The organism is Acinetobacter sp. DSM 11652, from assembly GCF_900109815.1.
In the GTDB taxonomy this organism is placed as follows: domain Bacteria; phylum Pseudomonadota; class Gammaproteobacteria; order Pseudomonadales; family Moraxellaceae; genus Acinetobacter.
This window is the reverse complement of sequence record NZ_FOBK01000013.1, coordinates 48,575-62,726: the sequence shown is the minus strand read 5'-3', so window position 1 is coordinate 62,726 and position 14,152 is coordinate 48,575. Positions and strand designations below refer to the sequence as shown.

Here is a 14,152-nt window from a genome sequence, read left to right as displayed (position 1 = left end):
AAACCCTTTCACTTCTTGCTTGATATTCATATGATGAAGCGTACAAACTACAACCACATTACGATTTAATAAGATCAATAACTATGTCAGAAAACCAATCGAGTAATGGTCATCCTCATGATGAACAAGTTCTGAGTCAGGTCGGTGTACCTGATAAGAAACGTAGCAAATGGAAACCTTCTCTCATTTGGATTATTCCAATTGTTGCATTACTCATTGCATTTTCATTAGCTCTCAAGGCGTATTTGAATACTGGTCCTGTTATTGAGGTTTCTTTTAGGACTGCAGAAGGCATTGAAGCTGGCAAAACTACAGTTCGTTATCGTCAAGTCAATGTAGGTCTAGTACGCGAAATTGACCTTTCGGAAGATCGGTCTCATATCATTGCTAAAATTGAACTTCGGAAAGATGCCAGTAATTTTGCTACGGAAGATTCACGTTTTTGGGTAGTGAGACCACGTATTGGTGCAAGTGGGGTTTCAGGTATCGATACTTTACTTTCTGGCGCATATATTGAAGTAGATAGCGGTAAATCAGATGTCAAAACCACTTCATTTAAAGGGCTAGAAACTCCACCCGTCGTGACTTCCGATGTTCCTGGAAAAATCTTTTTCTTAAAGGCACAAGATTTAGGTTCGCTCGATTTCGGTTCACCTATTTATTATCGAAGAATCAACGTTGGACAAGTAACCTCATACCAACTGGCTGATGATGGAAAAAGCGTTGAACTTCAAACTTTCATTAAGTCACCTTATGACAAATTTGTCACCACAGATGCGCGTTTCTGGCAAGCCAGTGGTGTAGATGTCAATTTGAATGCTTCGGGCTTTAGTTTAAACACACAATCTTTGGCAAGCATCATTTCGGGAGGGATCGCATTTGGTTATCCTGAAAATTCTGATGCAGCTCCTGCTCCGAATAAAATGAAATTTGAATTATTTGACTCTGAAAAGCTTGCGCTTAAAGAGCCTGATCTTAATCCAAGACGGATCGTAATGTATTTCAATGAGTCATTGCGAGGTTTATCAGTAGGAGCTCCAATTGATTTCATGGGTGTCGAAGTCGGTACTGTGAAAAAAATCAACACTGAGTTCTACAATAATCACTCGCAAATTCGAATGCGTGTTGATGCTGAAGTTTATCCTTCACGTATTGCTGGTGGTCATGAGTTGGACCCGCAAGGTACAGTATTCAAACAATTTGTTGAACGTGGTTGGCGAGCTCAAATGCGGACTGGCAATTTACTTACAGGTCAAAACTACATTAGCTTTGATCTTTTCCCTAAAGCTAAATATGCCACTGCAATCCGTCGAAATGATGGTGTAGTTGAAGTTCCAACAACTCCAACAGAATTAAAAGGCCTTCAAGCACAAGTGTCCCAAATCGCCGATAATGTATCTAAATTTCCATTGGTTGAAATTGGTCAGGACGTTCGTCAAACCTTGGCAAACTTAGACAAAACTATACGATCTTCAAAAAGTTTGGTCGATCAACTTGATGGCAAAGTTGCTCCTAATTTACAAGCCACCTTGGATGATGTTCGTAAAACAGTTCAGTCTTCTGAAACCATCTTGGCAAGTGATGCACCATTACAACAAGATCTACGTCGTGCTTTACAACAAATTACCCGTGCCGCAGCTTCATTACAGTTGATGGCAGATCAAATAGAACAAAATCCTGAGTCACTGATTCGTGGAAAAACAGCGGAGCCGAAGAAAGATGACAGAGAATAAATTATTGAAAACTCAGCAACGCTGCTACCTAAAAGTCCTTTCAAGCTTGAGTGTTGGTTTGTTTGCACTCATCGTCAGTGGGTGCTCTTCATCCCCTACGCCTAAGTTCTATTCATTGAGTACTCAAACGCTAACATCATCTTCGTCAAATCAAAAAGTGAGGATGATTGAGGTGCTTCCTGTTGGATTATCTGATCGTTTAAACCGAATTCCCTTGGTGATTCAACAAGAAAATGGGCAGGCTAAAGTATTGTTCGATGATCGTTGGACTTCTACTTTGTCGGCTGAATTGAGAGATGCTGTTTCTGCGCGTTTACAGCAAACATTAGGTGCAGTGGATCGTTATAATAGTGGTATGACTGGTGGACAAGCAGCTTATCGAATTGCCTTAGATTTTTCTAACTTCGATTTCATCGAAAAATCAAATCAGCAACGCTTTATACTCATGAATACGACTTGGACTTTGAGATATGATGATCCCAATCGCCCCTTATCCATACCCAAAAACGCTCAAACATTATCACAACGTCATCAACTCAGTTGTCGGATGAGTTTTTATGAAGAAATTCCACAAAAATCTAGAGACTTAAACACTTTAGTCACTGTTTCGCAAAAAGCCATTGATCAACTTTCAATCAGTATTGCAAGTTCAGTCAAGCACTTAGAAAATAGGAATCAGCCGATTACTGGTGGGGTATGTAGTTAATTTTCATAAAAACTTGAGATTTCTTTTGAATCTGTTTTGAATACAGCAAAGCTCTGAGTTGTATTTAAAACATCTATCTTTGATAAATTGGTATATAATTTTTTAGATAAAGATATTCAACAATAGAATTCTTTCATAATTCATTTTTATGCAGTTCCATGTTATAGATTCCAGCAATTTAATTGAATCTTAAACCTAGTCTTTTGACTCGATTACGATATCGCGCCGCAAGGACTTTGAAGGCTTTCAAACTGCCGAATACATGTTCAATCCCAATTCTTCTTTTATTGATTTCTCAATTGTAAACTTTTAGCTCGGAATCTAGTTTGCAGCATCTCTTTGCTTTTAGAGGCAATGAGCTATTTGGATACATTGCATAGATTCCTTGATAGCCTTCATCTGCATGAATAAAAGCACCTTTAGGAATCGGATTCAAGTTGCGTTTGAAAAGCTCGAAATCATGTACAGCACCACGACTCGTGCATAAACTCAGAAATTGCTGTGTTCTATAATAGATAATGGCTTGAACTTTAAATGTATGTGCCTTCTTCTTGCCACTATAGCTTTTCTTCTGTTTTTTTAGGTCTTTGTGTTGGAGTTTCTGTGGCATCTACGATCACCACATTCCAGTCGATACCTTCGCCTTCAGGCAGACTCTCGGGTAAATTAAATAGATTGGACTTGATCAGGCAATCCTTTACGTGGCGGACGATTCTTGAAGCAGTAGGCTCTGACACGCCAATAGCTCAGACGGAGTAAAGCCTGATTTTCTTCACTTAACTTGAATAGTCTACCTTTAGCAGGCACAAGCATTTTTAGTAATTCAACCATTAAATCAATGGTTGACTATAAGATGCCTGTGTATCGCTTGAAATGTGTATCAAAAAGTTTCTTTCAGTTGATGATTTTAGTCCGCAAATTATGTATGAATTTTTAAATTTTTCGGTACAAATAATCAGCAAGAGATAGATCGTTTTGTGATTTATGAAACAGATCTATCATCGATCGTGATTTTCAAACAGCGAAAACATTTAATAACTGTGCAACTACGCTAAGCGGGGTATTTAAATTGGCTGTTAAGCATAATCTGATTTCTCCAAATCCTATGCATACAATTAAGAATCGTAAGGTTCAGGCAGAAATACCTGCCCTCTTCACACGTAAGGAGATGGAAGCCTTACTAGCTTGGCTCGACAAAAGCTTACATGATGAGGATAAATTTTGTGGCTAGTATTTTGAATTTGCTTTTTGGACAGGCTGTAGACCTTCAGAAATGATTGCTCTCAGAAAAAGTGTTATTGACTGGTTCAAGGGCACATTCAAAGTTAACAAAAGTCATGTACGTGGTTTAGAAAAGAAAGTGACCAAAACACATACTTCTCGTGAGGTCTATTTGAATGAACGCTTGACTTTGGCTTTAAAAGCTTTGCTTCAATTTAAAAAGGATCAAGGCTACCAAACAGATTATGTAATGCTATGTCCCAAGATGAAGGAATCATTATTTAATAAAAAACCACCGTGAGAGCGTCTTGTAGAAGCAATGAAATCGTGTTCTATACGTCATCGCCCTGCATACAATGCGAGACATACTTATGTGATGATGTTGCTCATGGATGTCTAAATCCAATGTTTGTCTCTGATCAACTTGAGCATAGCTTATACATGCTGATCAAACGCTATTTTAAATGGTTGCATGAATATAGAACTGGCAAGAAATTACGAAACTTAGCGTGGCAAGTGCAGCTTAAAAACTTCGAAATCAAAATCATCTGGAGTGAAAATGTGGCAAATATGTAGCAATAAAAAAGCCACTTAAAAAAGTGGCTTTTTTATAACAAGAATTTTGGTGGAGATGGCGGGAGTCGAACTCACGTACCAAAAATATTTTAAATCATATATTTAGACTTAAGAAAACTTAATCATACCAACAATTTATACCAACAGAATCAAACGATTAAATAACAATCAAACAAGATTAAATTCACCTAATTTTTTGCGATTTTGCGATTTTTACCCCTAGATCTTATCCAAACCATATTCAGAAATCGCAAATTAAAAGCGACAAGCTGCGATATCATAATATCGCAGCTTGTCGCTTTTTCAATGCACCACCAAAACGCTTAATTTCATGAGATTAAGTCAAAAAATCGCAATATCTCAACTTTCGGAAAACATATAAGGATTAAATGTAAGATATGTACGCTCATTCATTTTAAATTTTCGGGCATATTTGTGTCGTATTAACTCGTCTAGTGCTGGATCAAAAGCAGCAAGCTTCCTAAGATTGGAAGGAGCACTCTTTTGTGCTACACACTTCTCAATCACAAATTTATCTATTTTAGGATCTTTATTTTTTAGCTTTAAAAAATGACGTTTGAAATACTTGATTAACTTCTCAGAATCAGATGAAGTCGAATCACTAATATATGGATATCTAAGCCATTCGTTTAATGAATAACGTACTATTTCACAAGCAGCTAGCATAATAGCTTTACTAATTTCATCTTCATTATTAAAAAAAGCTAAATTAGTAGCAACTCGCCTACTTATTTCACCTGCACGATTGGCAAATGATTTAATTTCTTCATATGCACCACCTTCCAATAGCTCCATTTCACATTCATTGTAAAAATCCCTATCTATGTCTTCAGCATCTTTACTTAATTGAAGCACTACAAAACCATCATTCGATTTTGATTTTTCAGAAAGCTCCATACAACGATTCCAAAAATTATTTAATCTAGGATCTAAATGCGCTGTTCTCAGTTTTTCCCTAAATTCAACTGTATGGAGACGAGTACCTTCAAGTGATTCGGGTATGCTTAATATAAATCTTGGTAAGAAACCTTGATCTCTTAAAACAGGGTTAAGTAAAGCATTTTGTAAAATTATTCTTTGACCTAGTAAATTAAATGTAAGGCGTATATCAAAAGCATTACCATCACTCGTGTTAATACCATTATTTCCTACACGTTTTTTTTGGCACTTCCCAGCATCAAAGATTTTAGTCATTGCACCTAAATTTGATCTTGCTGAATCGCTTTTCATCGAGAATCCTTCAAAAAACTGCGAGGCTTCATCTGTACTTAATGAGGCAAAATCAAGTCCATCTTCTATATACATTGACAATAATTTTTCAATCGTAATATCTGAGAAAAAACATGTTGGATCTTTAATATCTAATTCAAAGTCATCAAGTAAATTTTCAGATTTTTTTGATTTTTTCCTTGTTACTTTTATTAAGGCTTTAAACTTCTGGCTTTCAACCTTTTCCTTTTCCATTAATGGCTTTGCTATTAAGTTATAACAAGTAGATTTTCTTACGCCACTTCCACCTTCTGCAATTAAAAATAGACTACATGGCATACCTTTTTCATTGTCCAATAATGATGGTGCATCAACACAAGATTGTGCAATATGTGAAATTACACTCAAAATACAATGCATTGCTAATAAATAAGGCACTTGGACATACTCAGAAGCTGCTTCAGCTGCTAGATGAATAACTTCAGGTAGCATTTTTTTTGGGTAAGGAACAGGATTTAAAACAACATCAGCTTTTAATGGAATTGGTTTATTCCATTTATCATTTGGATTAGAATTTTCCATTACTATATTCCCAAAAAATTATTTAGAAACCTTAAGATTATTTTTTTCAAGCCATTCATCAATTTCAAACTTTGACCAAACGACAACTTTAGGACTTAATCTTTTTGGTTCAGGAAATTTCCCCTCCTTAATCCATCTAAATAGAGTTGCTTTACTTATATTTAAATAACCTTTTGATGCAGGTTTTGCATTCTGAATACGATAATCGCCATTTAAGTCATCTTTAATATAAACTTTGAGTTTTTTTTCAGGAGTATTACATAAATCTTCATACTTCATTATTTCAGAATATGTATTTCTATCAGCCATTTTACATCTCTTTGAGTTCCAAACGTTCTCACTAAAACTACATAAGAAACTTTGTCTTAACTAGACATCAATAGACAGTCACGTTAAAAACAAAATACAAACCACTGTTTTTAAATGATTTATAACTTGGCTTTACATTGCATAATAAAAACTGAAATCATATTGTGAAATTTAATACCTTTCCTTTCACAAAAACCTTTAAATTCTGTAGCTATCCACTGCTCTAAAACTTTTCTTAATTCTGATGGAACAACATTTTCTTTATTATTGTTCCAATAAAGATTTTTAGTTTGATCAATTGCCTTAGTAATTATTTCATCTAAATAATCTTTTGATGTAATTACTTTTCTATCACATAAGTTTTTTTTAAATAGTTTTACAACTTCAGGATACTTTTTATTATCTTCGTACATTTCATTTATTCTATTAGATAATAAATATATATTTGACTCATAATTTCTTATTTTATCACCTTTAATTATATTTAAAGATTTCATTTTACGATCTTCAATAACTGATTTTTTTCTTTGATTTATACAATTTTTTGTTAAATCAGCATAATTAGAAGAAATTATATTTATTTTATAATCAAAATTAATAAGAAAACTCTTAATTTCGTCAAAGAAATCAATAGAAATTTTATTTAATACTCTCATTTCATGAGTTTTCTTTTGAGCAAATAAATAATCACATAAATAAACTGCTTGAATAACAAACTCTAACACTAACAACTTAAATAAATTTCCTTTCTTAATATCATATGATTGACGAATTATCTCTGACAAAAAAATGGATTCAAAGCATAAAATATTTTCTCTTATTTTTCTACAAATTTGGTTCATTTGCTTATAGCCAGATTCCTTTAGTAATTTAATATTCTCATAAAAAAAATTAATATTTTCTAATCCAGACTTTCCTAAATCTATGAATGGGCATTCCTTTCTATCTGTAATTATTAACGCCACATGATTAAAAGAGAAATTATCAATCAATTCCTTGAAAATTATATTTCTTGCTTTTACAAAATTATCTTCAATATCAATTTTTTCAGCTATCACGGGAGAATCAACATGTATATATATAAATGACAAGTATAAATACAAAATTGTCTTATTTTTTGTATTACATTTAAACAGCTTTTCCATGTCATTTAAGATATTCATTAATGATATTCCAGTCATTTATTAAGATAATTTCTCTTGGTAATTCAAAATCAAAGTTTATATAAGTATCTCTTCGTAAACAGTACTCATAGTAACTTTCAGCATAGAGTTAAAAATTGCTAAACCAATCAGTGAACTGACGAATACACTTCCCATTTCATTTCTCTAACCTTGATGTAATCGATTGTTTAAGAAATAATAACTTGAACTTTTAAACAGCAAAAAAAATGAAAAACTTATTAGAGTCATTACATTCAGTCCTTGCCAAAAACGTCCTCGGCGATAAACAATATGAAAGTAGATATAAAGGCTTTATTGGTGAACTTAGCTTTCAAGAGTGGCTTAGCAACTATAGAGGATCTGCCACTGTCTTTACAGGTGGATACTTACTACCTCGTACTGTAGGATCTAGATCTATTGAGCAACCTATCTATTTCACAATAAGTCCTGATAGCCCACAGGAATATATTCAAATTTATAATTATTTAAACCACTTACCCTGTGACTCAATGTATTTTATTAATTGGAATAATGAAGTCAGTTTTTCTAGATGGCATTCATACGAAGATGTTTTAGAAGGTGTTACACTTCAAGTTCCTGATCTTAATGTTTTTAAATTTGATCCAATAAATTCTAAATTCATATCTATACCTTTTTCCGAGTTTTTAAACCTTTTCCCTTTAAAACAAAATAGAACACATTCTAGAGCTATTCCATCTTCAGTTATTGAGAAGTGGCATAGAAAAATGTCGAGTTATGAATATAAGCATGTATTAGACTTGTATGTCCAACGACTGATCTTTGATGGTTATATTGGTTACTCTAGAGAACACGGAATACCTAGCGATATTGACGCTATCATCTATAGTAAAAAATTGAAAACATATGCGCTTTTAGAAATCAAAGAGAAGGATAAAAGTAAAAGACCGCCTCAAGGTTTTGGTATGGATGTTGAAAGAATAGCAGATCTTTCCAAATTAAAATCTTCTACTAGATTCCCCATTTACTATATAGTCAGGCAGATTGATAATCAGAAAGATCGTAATTTTTTATCATGGAAAATTATTGAATTAGATAATTTTAAGAAGAATTTAGCATCATCAATGATCCAAGGTGGGTCTGGCATGGGATTTGAAAATGGGCAATATCCGACACAGATATGCCCATACGAATACTTTAAAGACCTAAAGTAGTTCTATTTGTGAGTTTTTAGAAATAGTCTCGGCTGCTTCTAAACACTCAACCATCTGCTTTGCTAATGCTTCAATGACTTTTACACATACAGAATTACCAAACTGCTTATAGATTTGGCCTTGAGAAACTGCATCCACAATGAAGTCTTCAGGAAAACCTTGCAACCTAGCACATTCTCTAGGCGTTAATTTTCTAGGATTTTTCCCTAAGTCTTCTTGTGAAATCAAAATTTCTGAACCATCCTTATAGTAGCGAGCACTTAATGTATTTGTGTAAGGACTATCATGATTATAGAGTGTGTACCCAAAACCATTACCTTTAACACCATGCTCTAATTTTCTACGCTGATGCCCTTCCCAAAGCTTATCCGAAATTGTGTAGCAATCATCTTGATGAGAAATATTTGATAAGTCTTCAAGAATATCTCCTAAACGTGTAGGAAATTTAGGAGGCACAGGCCATTTAAACAGCTTATCAAAATCACAGTTAGGACCAAAATAATCACGATCAAAACCAACCAAGAATACACGTTCTCTGTTTTGTGGAACCCCAAAATCAGCAGCTCTAAGTACTTTAAAATCAACCCAATAATTTAATTTCTCGGATAGTGCTTTTTTTGTTTCTTCTGAAAGATCAATTTCTAAATCAGCTTGTTCTGAGAATTCTCCACGCAAAATCTCCAAGATCGTCTGAAGCGTTCGTCCTTTATCGTGATTTTGAAGCTGTTTAACATTCTCCAATAAAAAAGCTTTAGGTCTTTTTTCAACAAGTATTCGTTGAATCTCAAAAAACATAGTTCCACGAGTATCTTGGAAGCCCTGTTTTTTACCTGCCTGTGAAAATGCTTGGCAAGGAAACCCACCCATCAAAATATCATGATCAGGAATATCACTAGCAATCACTTGCGTAATATCGCCAGATGGTAATTCTCCATAATTTGCAGCGTAAGTTTTCTGTGCAAACTTATCCCATTCTGAGCTAAAAACACATTTACCTTTTAATTTTTGAAAGGGTAAGCGGATACCGCCAATACCTGCAAATAAGTCAATAAAAGTGAACTTATAAGAACCATCTTCTTTTTGTTTGAACGGCATTCGATCAGGTAATGCTAGGATTTTCTCCCACTTAGCAGCAGTTGGTTTATGTTCACCAGACTCCCAACCTCTAACAGTTCTTTCTCCACTTTCTTTCATATCAAGAAGTAAAGCGAACTCCGTAGGAGACAATCCCATTTTCTTTCGTTTATCAATGATATAAGATCGTATATCCAATGTTTCAAATTTCACCAAAACTTATCCGTTTTTTTACCCGGTGATAATTTAAACATTGTCTACTACTAATTGCAATATAAAATCTGGCAAAGTAATGACTACTAACCTTACAAATTTGATAAATGAAATACAAAGCTTTGAAAGCAATATGGAAATTAGTGCCTTAGATATTTCCCCAACAATAAGATTCTCAAATACTGGAGCTAGGGGGCTGAAATTTTTCGATATTTCAATTGTGGTACTTAAATCTATTTTTGATGATATAAAACATAATTTATCTATTTTTCAATCTATTAGTGATTATATTGAAAAAGATTGGAGAGATAATTTATCAACCTACTTAACTGATGATGCTGCTAAAGCTTTATCTACTGTACAAACCTTACCTTTGTATACGGTAATTAGTAAGTTTATAAGTGCGGTGAATAAAGTACCTTATATTGAAAAAAAAATGGACTTAACAGCTTCAAATATAGATAACGTAATTTCTGTACTTGAGAGCATGATTACAACTTTAACTAATCCTTCTACTCTGACAACTTCTCCTGCTCACATATCAAAAAAAATTATTCCATCATTGAGTACGACTCCTCACCTTGAATTCGGTGAAAATATTATCTACTTTGGTGCACCTGGGACAGGTAAAAGTAAAGCAATTGATGATTTGATTGATGAGAATAATTCAGTTAGAACCGTTTTTCATGCTGAAACCTATTATTCAGATTTTGTTGGATGTCTAAAACCCACTATGGGCGACGATGGAATCGAATATAACTTTCAAGTCGGTCCTTTCACAGAAATGCTTATCAAAGCATTAAATGATCCAGAACATCACTACTACTTAGTAATAGAGGAAATTAACCGAGCTAAAAGTGCTGCAGTTTTCGGAGAAATATTTCAACTATTAGATCGAGAAAATGGTGAAAGTAAATACTCAATAAAAATTAATGATCAAGATTTACTTAAAGTTTTTGCAGAAAACTTATTAACACCTTTAACAAACAATCTAATCAAAATACCTAAAAATTTAAGTATTTTAGCCACAATGAATACAAGTGACCAAGCTGTTGAACCTATGGATACAGCCTTCAAACGCCGATGGAAATATGTATATAAACCTATCGACTTTACAACATGTGCTAAAGGCAATTTTTTAATTAAACGGTCCATTGGCGATATAACTGTAACTTGGGAAGCCCTTGCAAAACATATAAACGATTTCTTAGCCAACTTAGAGATACCAGAGGATCGGCACTTAGGACCTTGGTTTGTAAAAGATGAAGAAATATCTACATCAGATAAAGCGAAAGATACTTTAGGAAGTAAAATCCTCATGTACTTATGGGATGACGTATTACGACATGAAGGAAAATCTGAACTATTTAGTAGTGAGATCAAGACATATGGGCAACTCATTTCAAAACTAAATAATGACGAAATTATATTTAATTCTAGCTTTTCTGATTCACTTAAATAATTGATATAAAATGTCTTTAAAAAATATAGAAGTCTTTTTTGATAGATGCAGTGTTAAATCACTCCCTCTGCAAATAGAAAATTTTATTGTTAAAAATCAGCTCACAAGCTCTAGGGAAAACCAACGTGTTTCATTTTGTGGCGTCATTCTTCTAGAAGGGAAAAAATATATCTTTTTCCCTAGATCTTCTGATATCAACCTTATTAAGTATGATGTATATAACTATGCAAAAATCCTTATCTCTGCATTACATAGATTTTTCAATCATACAAAAAATAAAGTATTTCATCCTGAAGATGAATTCCAACTTAGTGACATGGTTGGTCTTGACCAACTTGAATTTCGTAGACAGATACTCGCTGACTACTTAGAACACGGTCTTTTTTTTTCCAAGCAAGATGCTTTAAAGAAAAATAGAGGAAAAATTGATTGGAGAGTGACCCTAAACAAAGGCTCTATATTCCCAGACAAGAATAACTCACCTATCTATTTAGACTATTACTCTAAGAACATTAATCAATATGATGATGAAGTCACTAAGATTCATGTCGGTGTGCTACAGCAAATTTTTGAAGATAACTTATTCTTCGACCCTAAACTCAAAAAAACACCTTATAACATTAAGCATGCAAATGCTTCAAAGCTAAATATAGCCACTAAGATCAAAGTATTAAAGTCAGAATTAAAAAATCAATATAACAACCGATCCATGAGATTATTAAGACTACTCATTGATTTTTTAAAAAATTCTTATGTGACAGATAATAAAAGTACAATTATTGGTGTCACAAAGTTTCACTATACTTGGGAACATATGCTAGCTGAAACTCTCAACAATACGATTGACCTAAACTACTTACTGCCTAAACCAATGTATATAACGAAAGGAGCAGTAAATACATCAACAATTAAAGGTGGTATGAGAACAGATATTTGTATTGTGGATGAATTAGCTAAATCAGCAACCATTATAGATGCAAAATATTACCAAGCATCTTCAATCGACAATGCACCTGGTTGGGGTGATTTAGTCAAACAATTTTTCTATGAGAAAGCACTTAAAACTCTTCCAAAGTACTCAAACTATTCAATCAAAAATATATTAATCTTCCCAGGTTCTACCCATCATTTTAATAAAGTTAGAATGGTTAAAGTTCTTAAACCAATACCTAAACTTGCTACATTTAAATTTGAAGTATCCTCTATTGATCCAAAAAAAATTACTGCTTCTAGAAGTTTTTTTATTAATTCAGATTACATTCAGTTCCAAGATAAAGATTTTCCTGAAATTGAGTGTAAGTATGTTTGCCCATTAAAAATTATGGATTTATATACTAATCATCAAAAGATAGATCTCACGTATATCTAGAAAGAAAATTATCAATTTCAAACCAATTACGATTTTGAGCTAGCTCCCTAGGTAGTTCTATATCGTAATTAATATAAATCTCCCTTCTCAAACAATATTCATCGTAACTTTCCGCATATGTTTCATAGCGTGGAGCAAAATAGAGTTTCAAAGTAGGCAAATTTGCATCGTCCCATCTTTGCTTACCACGACTATATAAAAACAGCTTCCCCAATGTATAAAGTCGTCCCACTTGCTGTCTCATTCCTCTAAAAACAGCAAAAGTTTGAAAGTATGACTGCCATTTAACAACATCTTCAATTGATTTCGCTTTATTAGACTGTGATACATAGCGGTTAATAATATTCACTAAGTCTGTCTTCTTTCTAGCTACAACTTCTTTCTTCCACCTCCAAGTCCAACTAAAGGGTTTACTTGGCGTTTTATAAAATTTATCGGAATTGGATTTATATTTTTTATGGGTCATTCTAACAAGCTCTGCTGAACAACCAGCAAAATCTAAATCAAGATATGGTCTGTTCATCACAAATTGGAAAGGCTCTTCATCTTTAAAGTAATCATGAATCAAATTGATTTCTGAATGAACACCTTCTTTATCAAATGCCATATTCTCCACTTCAAAAATTTTCTCTTTGCAGGTCTGCTCTAATCGATTATTAGAAGCATCAGGTTGCTTACTATGCTTATGGCTGTTAGGTGTGGTAATGAGCAAAATGAATTGCCATCTATTTTCATAGATAACATCTTGTACAATCAGATCTGCAATAGGCTTGCCAGTCTTAAGACGATAATTCCTCTGCCGACTTGTTAAATTCAAACCATACCTGATGGTCAGTTTATTGATCAGCTTCTCAATATTGGTAGTTGAACCGATTCCATTATCGATACTAAATGATGAATAGAAGTAAGCACCACGCGTGACTTTATCCTGAATTTTCTGTGCTGTGTATTTCGTATGAGGGCTGTAATCAATCATCTTTTGTCATCCAACAATACATTTCTGCTGTAAATCAACAATCCACTTTTTCCCTGTGGAATCCCGTCTCTGCATTTGTGTCAGTCAACAATAGAAATTGTCTCAATTAAGGTGTTTTTACTTTTGAGCTTTGCTCAAAAACCGCTATGGCAGAGCCATAGCTTTATGAATGATCACCTCACTTTGTAAGGTGGCAATTAAGTAGTTCCTAATGACGACACAAACTTCATTAGTTAAATTTATATCATTTTAAATTTATTATCAATAATATTGATATATAAAATTAAATGTACTAATATGTAGTCATCAATCGAATTGTGGACTGACCATCCATCCTTAATTTTC

The 14,152-nt window shown here is 33.5% G+C and carries 14 protein-coding genes; 6 read left to right on the top strand and 8 right to left on the bottom strand.

The annotated features are described in order from the left end of the window. Window positions 1-83: 83 nt before the first annotated feature. Complete coding sequence (locus BMW42_RS12460; protein ID WP_092768256.1) at window positions 84-1,733, top strand: PqiB family protein; 1,650 nt, start codon at window positions 84-86, stop codon at window positions 1,731-1,733. Next, window positions 1,720-2,439, top strand: a complete 720-nt coding sequence (locus BMW42_RS12455; protein ID WP_092768254.1) for a PqiC family protein — start codon at window positions 1,720-1,722, stop codon at window positions 2,437-2,439. The genes BMW42_RS12460 and BMW42_RS12455 overlap by 14 nt, the downstream gene beginning before the upstream one ends. Window positions 2,440-2,617: 178 nt before the next feature. On the opposite strand, the gene BMW42_RS14985 is transcribed toward BMW42_RS12455, so the two are convergent. From BMW42_RS14985 to BMW42_RS12445, 3 genes are read right to left on the bottom strand one after another with little or no spacing between them, the layout of a single operon-like run. Further along, window positions 2,618-2,731, bottom strand: a complete 114-nt coding sequence (locus BMW42_RS14985; protein WP_416224330.1) for a hypothetical protein — start codon at window positions 2,729-2,731, stop codon at window positions 2,618-2,620. A gap of 3 nt (window positions 2,732-2,734) precedes the next feature. Further along, window positions 2,735-3,049 (bottom strand): transposase, encoded by a 315-nt coding sequence (locus BMW42_RS12450; protein ID WP_092768252.1) that lies wholly within the window; start codon window positions 3,047-3,049, stop codon window positions 2,735-2,737. Further along, complete coding sequence (locus BMW42_RS12445) at window positions 2,997-3,176, bottom strand: hypothetical protein (RefSeq protein ID WP_092768250.1); 180 nt, start codon at window positions 3,174-3,176, stop codon at window positions 2,997-2,999. Before BMW42_RS12445 ends, BMW42_RS12450 begins: the two co-directional genes overlap by 53 nt. 536 nt (window positions 3,177-3,712) lie before the next feature. Here BMW42_RS12445 and BMW42_RS14880 point away from each other — a divergent pair. Further along, on the top strand, window positions 3,713-3,961 hold the full coding sequence (locus BMW42_RS14880; RefSeq protein ID WP_228143130.1) for a hypothetical protein: 249 nt from the start codon (window positions 3,713-3,715) through the stop codon (window positions 3,959-3,961). 635 nt (window positions 3,962-4,596) lie between these two features. Here the strand turns inward: BMW42_RS14880 and BMW42_RS12430 are convergent. The 3 genes from BMW42_RS12430 to BMW42_RS12420 all read right to left on the bottom strand — a co-directional run bounded on the left by BMW42_RS12430 (window position 4,597) and on the right by BMW42_RS12420 (window position 7,520). Further along, window positions 4,597-6,048 (bottom strand): DUF3987 domain-containing protein, encoded by a 1,452-nt coding sequence (locus BMW42_RS12430; protein WP_092768248.1) that lies wholly within the window; start codon window positions 6,046-6,048, stop codon window positions 4,597-4,599. Window positions 6,049-6,066: 18 nt separating this feature from the next. Beyond that, window positions 6,067-6,357 (bottom strand): helix-turn-helix transcriptional regulator, encoded by a 291-nt coding sequence (locus BMW42_RS12425; protein ID WP_092768246.1) that lies wholly within the window; start codon window positions 6,355-6,357, stop codon window positions 6,067-6,069. A 119-nt stretch (window positions 6,358-6,476) separates the two neighbouring features. Next, window positions 6,477-7,520 (bottom strand): hypothetical protein, encoded by a 1,044-nt coding sequence (locus BMW42_RS12420; RefSeq protein ID WP_092768244.1) that lies wholly within the window; start codon window positions 7,518-7,520, stop codon window positions 6,477-6,479. A 227-nt stretch (window positions 7,521-7,747) separates the two neighbouring features. Here BMW42_RS12420 and BMW42_RS12415 point away from each other — a divergent pair, with 227 nt between their 5' ends. Next, on the top strand, window positions 7,748-8,713 hold the full coding sequence (locus tag BMW42_RS12415) for a hypothetical protein (RefSeq protein ID WP_092768242.1): 966 nt from the start codon (window positions 7,748-7,750) through the stop codon (window positions 8,711-8,713). On the opposite strand, the gene dcm is transcribed toward BMW42_RS12415, so the two are convergent. Beyond that, a complete protein-coding gene (dcm, locus tag BMW42_RS12410; RefSeq protein ID WP_213032620.1) occupies window positions 8,705-10,000 on the bottom strand; it encodes a DNA (cytosine-5-)-methyltransferase in 1,296 nt (431 codons plus the stop codon). The genes BMW42_RS12415 and dcm overlap by 9 nt on opposite strands. A gap of 79 nt (window positions 10,001-10,079) precedes the next feature. On the opposite strand from dcm, the gene BMW42_RS12405 reads away from it, so the two are divergent. Both BMW42_RS12405 and BMW42_RS12400 read left to right on the top strand, forming a co-directional pair. Then, window positions 10,080-11,462, top strand: coding sequence for an AAA family ATPase (locus BMW42_RS12405; protein ID WP_092768238.1), 1,383 nt, complete (start codon window positions 10,080-10,082; stop codon window positions 11,460-11,462). A gap of 10 nt (window positions 11,463-11,472) precedes the next feature. Beyond that, on the top strand, window positions 11,473-12,831 hold the full coding sequence (locus tag BMW42_RS12400; protein WP_092768236.1) for an LlaJI family restriction endonuclease: 1,359 nt from the start codon (window positions 11,473-11,475) through the stop codon (window positions 12,829-12,831). Here the strand turns inward: BMW42_RS12400 and BMW42_RS12395 are convergent. After that, complete coding sequence (locus tag BMW42_RS12395; protein ID WP_092768234.1) at window positions 12,818-13,807, bottom strand: hypothetical protein; 990 nt, start codon at window positions 13,805-13,807, stop codon at window positions 12,818-12,820. The two genes, BMW42_RS12400 and BMW42_RS12395, sit on opposite strands and share 14 nt — an antisense overlap. Window positions 13,808-14,152 lie beyond the last annotated feature (345 nt).